The following is a 7,194-nucleotide window of genomic DNA, read 5'->3' as shown; positions in this document are numbered from 1 at the left end:
ATAAAGCGCCTTTTTTAATGAGCCGCTTTTAGTGGCGGTTAATTTTAAAGTCGAGCTGTACCTGAGAAATAGCGCTAACAGGTTTACCATTTTCAAACTTTGGCGCGTAACGCCATTGCTCAAGCGCTGCTTTGGCTGACTTTTCAAATGCGCTGCCGCCTTCAGAGCTAAGTACTTTTGGGTTTTTTACAAAGCCTGCGGCGTCTACCTCAAACTCCATAACAACGCTACCATCGGTACTAAATCTGGCTTTGTGCACTGGGTATTTAGGATTAACACGATAGAGTGGTGTTTGCTCTTGCGATTCTTTCCATGGCACCATTTGAGCGATAGCGAGGCAGTGTTTAGTTGCTTCTTCGCTTTTGCCTTGTTTTTCGTACAGACCTACAAGTTTAGAGTGAGCGGTTAGCTCAGCACTGTGATCGTATTTTAAGTTATCGTCAAACGCGGTAACTATGTTGTTTAAGCGCTCAATTGCCTGATTATATTTTTTACTACCTTCGGCAAATGCGGCTATTAAAAAATTAGCTTTAATTTGCTCTACCGAGCTACTAGGCAGATTTTCACGGTAGTATTCGTCGGCTTCTTCTAGGTAGTTTTTCGCTTCGCGATATTTTTTAGAGCTAAACTTTTTAGCAAGCAGTGATGCCGCTTCTAGTTTCATGTCGGCTACAAATTTAGGCTTATTTTGTGTTTTAGCTATATCTATTACTTGTTCTAAAAAATTAGCTGCTTTGTAAGCTGATGTTGTGTAGTTAGCTTGGCCGAGCAGTGCATCAATTGTTTCTATTGATAGTTTACCGTGATTTGCAGCTAAAATAGTATGGGCTTCGTTATAGAGTGCAAAACGCTGTTCGTTTAGCTCATCGCCGTAGCCTTTTATTGCTTTAGCGTAATTAATAGCTAAGTTGGCAGTATTGTCGTCGCTTTTACCGTAAACGGCTTTACCCGATGTGTAAGCAAGCTTGGCAGTTTGTTGTACGTTTTTGTCTGCTTTAACTGCAGCTAAATAGCTTTGGTATGCTTGGCTAAATACCGTTTGAGGATCGCTTGCTTGGCTGGCAAGTGCTGTAGTACTTAAAGTGGTTGCGCTTAAAGCAGATAAACTTAAGCCTATAAATAAAGCGAGTTGCTGACGTTTCATAATAATCCCTATCGTTGTTTAAAATACAAAATACCAAACGCGCCTGTAGGTGTCACTGATTAAGGTAAATCAACGTAAATAACATTGGCTGTTATTTGTATTAATTTATTGCTAACAATCATTGAAAATAACGCCTGTCGTCGCCATATAATTGCCATAAACAGTCTTGTACTACGGTGTATTTATCCTATCTTGTGATATTATCACTTTATTGTCGTGTCGTAGTTATTTAAATATTTGGATTTGTCGTGGCGCAAGTAAGAGCAAGAGTCCAGCTTAATGTTGGCAGAAATAGTGATATCCCTGCAGAAATAATCTCATTTACTGATTTAAAAGATGGTAAAGAACATATTGCTATGGTGTTTAACAACGCTGATACAGAGCAAGATGTACCGCTTATTCGTATGCATTCAGAGTGTTTAACAGGCGATGTATTTTACTCATCGCGTTGTGATTGCGGCGAGCAGCTAAATGAGTGTATTGAAATGATGCACGAGCAAGGCGGTATTTTATTGTATTTACGCCAAGAAGGCCGTGGCATTGGTTTATACAACAAAATTGATGCTTACGTACTGCAATCGCAAGGTATGAACACCTACGAAGCTAATAATCATTTAGGCTTTGCTGATGATTTACGTGACTTTTCGGATGCGGTATTAATGCTTAATGCGCTTAATTTAAGCCACGTTAAATTAATGACCAATAATCCTAAAAAGCTTAACGCATTAAAAGATGCCGGTATTAATGTTGACTCGGTTGTGGGCACGCATGCGCACATTAAAGCGGGTGTTGCGGGTAATAAATCGTACCTAGAAACAAAAATTAAGCATGGCGCGCATATGTTAGATATTAAGAAAATTAAAAAACCTTAATCATTTAATTACGTTTCGTCTATTAATACCCCCTCACGCCAAGTTATACTTGGCGTGTTTCGTTTTAAATTAAGAGCAAGTATGTCTACACAATTACGAATTTTTAAAGCCGATGCAGGGCTAAAGTGGTTAAAAGCCGGATGGCTTATTTTTAAAACCCAGCCAGCAACCTTTATTTTTATGCATTTATTTATTGGTATTGTAGGGCTGCTGTCTTTATTTTTACCGCTGCTGCAAGTAGTAGCAGCACTAGCTACGCCATTTTTAACCGCAGGGTTTTACCAAGCGGTGCTTAGTAAGCAGCAGGGCGGAAAAATTATGCTAGCCGATATTCTCAAGCCATTTACGGCTAAGGGAAATCGCTTAGGGTTATTGCGTTTAGCACTTTATCAAATGGGTGCGGGCATTTTAATGGCGTTACTTGCTAATGGCTTATTTGCCGATGCAGTAGCTGTTATGAGCCAACCAGGACTTGATCCAAACGTAGCACTTGAACAAATGCTTGAGAGTATTTCGGGCGCGAATGTCATTTTGTTTTTTATGGCAATGCTAATTTATTTAACGGCGTTTGCTTACGCTGTACCGCTTGTTTATTTTAGTAAAGAAACACGTATTTTAACGGCGCTTAAAAAATCGTTAATGGTGTTTTATCATAACATTTTGCCACTTGGCGTTTTTGGCCTTATTTGCGCATTATTTATGGCGCTTTCGATGTTCTTATCGTTCTTACCACTGTTGATTTTAATGCCGATTTGCTACATTAGCTTTTTTGTATCTTATCAAGCCATTTTTATGCCTGTTGTACCACCAAGTGACGACATTAATGTTAAGCCACTTAGCAGTGAAACAAGCGGGCGTTTTGACGCTTAATGGATGATAAATTAAAGCAAAAACTAAAAAACTATGTACTTTGGTTACTAGGGCGCCAAGAATATTCGCGTCGAGAGTTAACGCTCAAATTACAGCAAAAAGAAGCGACAGAAGAGTTTATTGAAACGCTGCTTGATTGGTGCGAAAAGCATAATTTTATTAACGAGCAGCGATACTGTGAAGGCTTTGTAAGAAAACACATATTTAAATGCCACGGGCTTAAGCGAATACAAAGCGAAGCTATGGGCAAAGGGATTGATCGTTCGCTACTTGAATTGGTAGTTGAAGAGCTTGAAGTAGATTGGTTTGAGCTTGCGCAGGATGCGTACAATAAAAAATATTCAAATACACCGCCAAACCTCGATTACAAAGATAAAGCTAAGCGCGTGCGCTACTTAATGTATCGGGGTTTTAGCTACGATGAAATTAATTTTGCAATGCAAGCACAGTAAATACAGGTGAGACTTTCAAATGCAGCACATGACTACCGCACAAATTAGGCAACAGTTTTTAGACTTTTTTGCCAGCAAGCAACATCAAATAGTACCTTCTAGCTCGCTTATACCGGGTAACGATGCCACGTTGTTATTTAACAATGCCGGCATGGTGCAATTTAAAGATGTATTTTTAGGCGCAGAAAGCCGCCCTTATACACGTGCGACAAGCTCGCAGCGCTGTGTACGTGCTGGCGGTAAGCATAACGATTTAGAAAACGTAGGCTACACTGCTCGCCACCATACATTTTTTGAAATGTTAGGTAACTTCAGCTTTGGTGATTACTTTAAGCAAGACGCGATTAAGTTTGCATGGGAGTTTTTAACTGAGGTAGTAAGCCTACCTAAAGAAAAACTTTTAGTAACTATTTATCATGATGATGAAGAAGCGTTTGGTTACTGGGCTAACGAAATTGGCTTACCAGAGGATCGTATTATTCGTATTGCGACCTCAGACAACTTTTGGTCTATGGGCGATACTGGCCCGTGTGGTCCGTGTTCTGAAATATTTTATGATCATGGCGAGCATATTTGGGGCGGTCCTCCGGGCTCTCCTGAGGAAGACGGCGACCGTTTCATCGAAATTTGGAACCTTGTATTTATGCAATACAACCGTCAAAGCGACGGTACAATGTTGCCTCTACCTAAGCAATCTGTTGATACGGGAATGGGCCTTGAGCGTATTTCTGCTATTTTGCAGGGCGTGCATTCAAACTACGAAATCGATTTATTCCAAGGCTTAATTGCTGCTGCTGCAAGTGTTACTAATGCACAAGACATGGACGATAAGTCACTACGCGTAGTGGCCGATCATATTCGTTCGTGTGCGTTTTTAATCTCAGACGGTGTTATGCCATCTAACGAAGGCCGTGGTTATGTACTGCGCCGTATTATTCGTCGTGCTGTGCGCCACGGTAACAAATTAGGTGCACAAGGTTCGTTTTTCTATAAATTAGTTGCTGCGCTAATTGAGCAAATGGGTCAAGCGTACCCTGAGCTTGCTAAGCAACAAGAAATTATCGAAAAAGTATTACGCATTGAAGAAGAACAGTTTGGTAAAACACTTGAGCGTGGCTTAGCTATTTTAGAAGAAAGCTTAAGCGACCTTAAAGGCGATATTATACCGGGCGACTTAGTATTTAAACTTTATGATACGTATGGTTTCCCAGCTGATTTAACGGCCGATGTTGCGCGTGAGCGCCAGATGACAATTGATCATCAAGGCTTTGAAGAGTGTATGGCTGTACAACGTAAAACAGCGCAGCAAGCAGGTAAATTTGGTGCAGATTACAATGACCAATTAAAATCAGATAAACACACTGACTTTAAAGGTTACGACAGCACACATTACAGCGCGACCGTTATTGAAATTTTTGCCGGTGGCGAAGCTGTTCAGTTATTAGAAGATGGTCAACAAGGTATTGTAGTACTAGACCGCACACCGTTTTACGCTGAATCAGGCGGTCAAACGGGTGACACGGGTACTATTACAGTTGCTGGTGGCGAATTTAATGTTACTAATACCACTAAGCTTGGTAATGCTTTTGCTCACCACGGTACTGTACAAGGCCGTATTGGTGTTAATGACAAAGTTGACGCAACTATTGATGATACGCGCCGCGATAGCATCAAGAAAAACCACACAGCTACGCATATTTTACACGAAGCACTACGCCAATTATTAGGTGACCATGTAGGCCAAAAAGGCTCGCTTGTTCAGCCAGATCGTTTACGTTTTGACTTTTCGCATTTTGAAGCAGTTACTAAAGATGAGCTACGTGAAATTGAGCGTGTAGTTAATGACGAAATTCGTCGTAACTTTGCACTTAATACTGAGCTTATGGCTATTGATGATGCTAAAGCGAAAGGTGCTATGGCATTGTTTGGCGAAAAGTACGATGACGAAGTACGTGTAGTTACTATTGGCGACTACTCTATTGAGCTTTGTGGTGGTACTCACGTTGAGCGCGCTGGCGATATTGGTTTATTCAAAATTGTATCTGAAAGCGGTATTGCCGCAGGTGTTCGCCGAATTGAAGCGGTAACCGGTGCAGAGGCTGTAGCGTACGTTAGCGAGCAAGAGCAACAACTTAGCGATGTTGCAGCTTTAGTTAAAGGCGATAGCGCATCGGTACTTGAAAAAGTAACTGCGTTGCTTGAAAAATCTAAAGGCCTTGAAAAGCAAATTGCACAGCTTAGCGATAAGCTAGCAAGTGCAGCGGGCGCGTCTTTACTTGATTCGATTGTTGAAATTAATGGCGTTAAGCTACTTGTAGCAAACGTTGAAGGTACTGAATCTAAAGCGCTTCGCGGTATGGTTGATGACCTTAAAAACAAGATTGGCTCAGGTGTTATTGCACTGGGTGTTGCCAGTGGCGACAAAGTAAGCCTAATTGCCGGTGTAACGAAAGACTTAACAGGCAAAGTAAAAGCCGGTGAGTTAGTTAACCATATGGCAGGTCAAGTAGGTGGTAAAGGTGGCGGTCGTCCAGATATGGCACAAGCTGGTGGTAGTGAGCCACAAAATCTTGCTGCTGCACTAGATAGCGTTACAGCTTGGTTAACTGAGCGTACTTAAGCCTAAGTGGCACTTATTGTTCAAAAATTCGGTGGCACTTCGGTCGGCTCAATAGAGCGAATTGAAGCAGTCGCCGACCTTGTTGTTAAAACCAGACAACAAGGACATCAAGTGGTTGTGGTTCTCTCTGCTATGTCGGGAGAAACCAACCGCTTAATTAACCTCGCCAAACAAATTGATACTCGCCCGAGTAGCCGTGAACTAGATGTGCTTATTAGCACCGGAGAGCAGGTTTCTGTATCACTGCTTGCTATGGCTATTATCAAACGTGGTCATTCAGCTGTAAGCTTATTAGCCGATCAAGTCAATATTCTAACCGACAACATGTTTGGTAAAGCCCGTATTGAAGACGTTGCCGCTACACGTTTAAAGCATGAGCTTGAGCATAACCGTATTGCTATTATTGCTGGCTTTCAGGGGCGTGACGTTGAGGGCAATATTACAACGCTTGGACGCGGCGGCACCGATACATCGGCTGTAGAAATAGCAGCGGCTATAAAAGCCGACGAATGCCAGATCTATACAGACGTTGACGGCGTATATACTACAGATCCTCGTGTTGAACCTAACGCGCGCAGAATGAGCCAAGTTACTTTTGCCGAAATGCTGGAGCTGGCAAGTTTAGGCGCGAAAGTTTTGCATATTCGCTCGGTAGAAGCTGCAGGTAGACACAATGTGCCACTTAGGGTGCTTTCTAGTTTTAATCCTGATGAAGGCACATTAATAAGTTTTGAGGAGAACGATATGCCAAGCAAGGTGGTATCGGGGATTGCGTTTAATCGTGACGAATGTTTAATTAAAGTAGATGGTGTGCCAAGCGGTACGCAATATCTTTCAAAAATATTGAAACTTTTTGCTGATAATGGCATCGAAATAGATATGATTAATCAAGTTAATCATATCTTTGAAAAAATAGACTATGCTTTTACTGTGCACTCGAATGATTATCTGCAAGCACTTGAATTATTGAGCGAAGATCAAGCTCAACTCAGTGCTCAAAATATAAGCGGATTACCAACAGTCGCTAAAGTTTCTGCTGTTGGAATGGGTATGAAATCGCATTCTGGTGTAGCAAGTTTATTTTTTGATGCATTAGCGCAGGAAAATATTAATGTGGTTTTAGTCTCGACTTCTGAGATCAAAATTTCAGTTTTAATAGATGAAAAGTACCTAGAGTTGGCAGTTCGTGCATTACACAAAGCATTTTTAACAGAAAATGGATAGATTGAGAGTTTT

Annotated in this window: 6 protein-coding genes; 5 read left to right on the top strand and 1 reads right to left on the bottom strand. The window is 41.3% G+C overall.

The features are described from left to right. Positions 1–28: 28 nt before the first annotated feature. Entirely contained in the window at positions 29–1,144 is a 1,116-nt protein-coding gene (locus tag CXF64_RS15615; RefSeq protein WP_101217462.1) for an energy transducer TonB, read from the bottom strand. Positions 1,145–1,392: 248 nt separating this feature from the next. Between CXF64_RS15615 and CXF64_RS15610 the strand changes: the two genes are divergently transcribed. From CXF64_RS15610 to CXF64_RS15590, 5 genes are all read left to right on the top strand, one after another. Continuing rightward, entirely contained in the window at positions 1,393–2,016 is a 624-nt protein-coding gene (locus CXF64_RS15610; protein ID WP_007583803.1) for a GTP cyclohydrolase II, read from the top strand. Between the two features lie 81 nt (positions 2,017–2,097). Next, a complete protein-coding gene (locus tag CXF64_RS15605) occupies positions 2,098–2,886 on the top strand; it encodes a BPSS1780 family membrane protein (RefSeq protein WP_007378958.1) in 789 nt (262 codons plus the stop codon). Continuing rightward, complete coding sequence (locus CXF64_RS15600; RefSeq protein ID WP_024606256.1) at positions 2,886–3,338, top strand: regulatory protein RecX; 453 nt, start codon at positions 2,886–2,888, stop codon at positions 3,336–3,338. Before CXF64_RS15605 ends, CXF64_RS15600 begins: the two co-directional genes overlap by 1 nt. Positions 3,339–3,357: 19 nt before the next feature. Next, positions 3,358–5,958, top strand: coding sequence for an alanine--tRNA ligase (gene alaS / locus CXF64_RS15595; RefSeq protein ID WP_024594513.1), 2,601 nt, complete (start codon positions 3,358–3,360; stop codon positions 5,956–5,958). Positions 5,959–5,964: 6 nt separating this feature from the next. Continuing rightward, positions 5,965–7,182 carry an aspartate kinase gene (locus CXF64_RS15590; RefSeq protein WP_101217461.1) on the top strand — a complete coding sequence of 406 codons (1,218 nt, stop codon included), beginning with the start codon at positions 5,965–5,967 and terminating at the stop codon, positions 7,180–7,182. Positions 7,183–7,194 lie beyond the last annotated feature (12 nt).

The organism is Pseudoalteromonas sp. GutCa3, from assembly GCF_002836155.1.
In the GTDB taxonomy this organism is placed as follows: Bacteria; Pseudomonadota; Gammaproteobacteria; order Enterobacterales; family Alteromonadaceae; genus Pseudoalteromonas; species Pseudoalteromonas arctica.
This window is presented reverse-complemented; position numbering and strand designations above follow the sequence as displayed.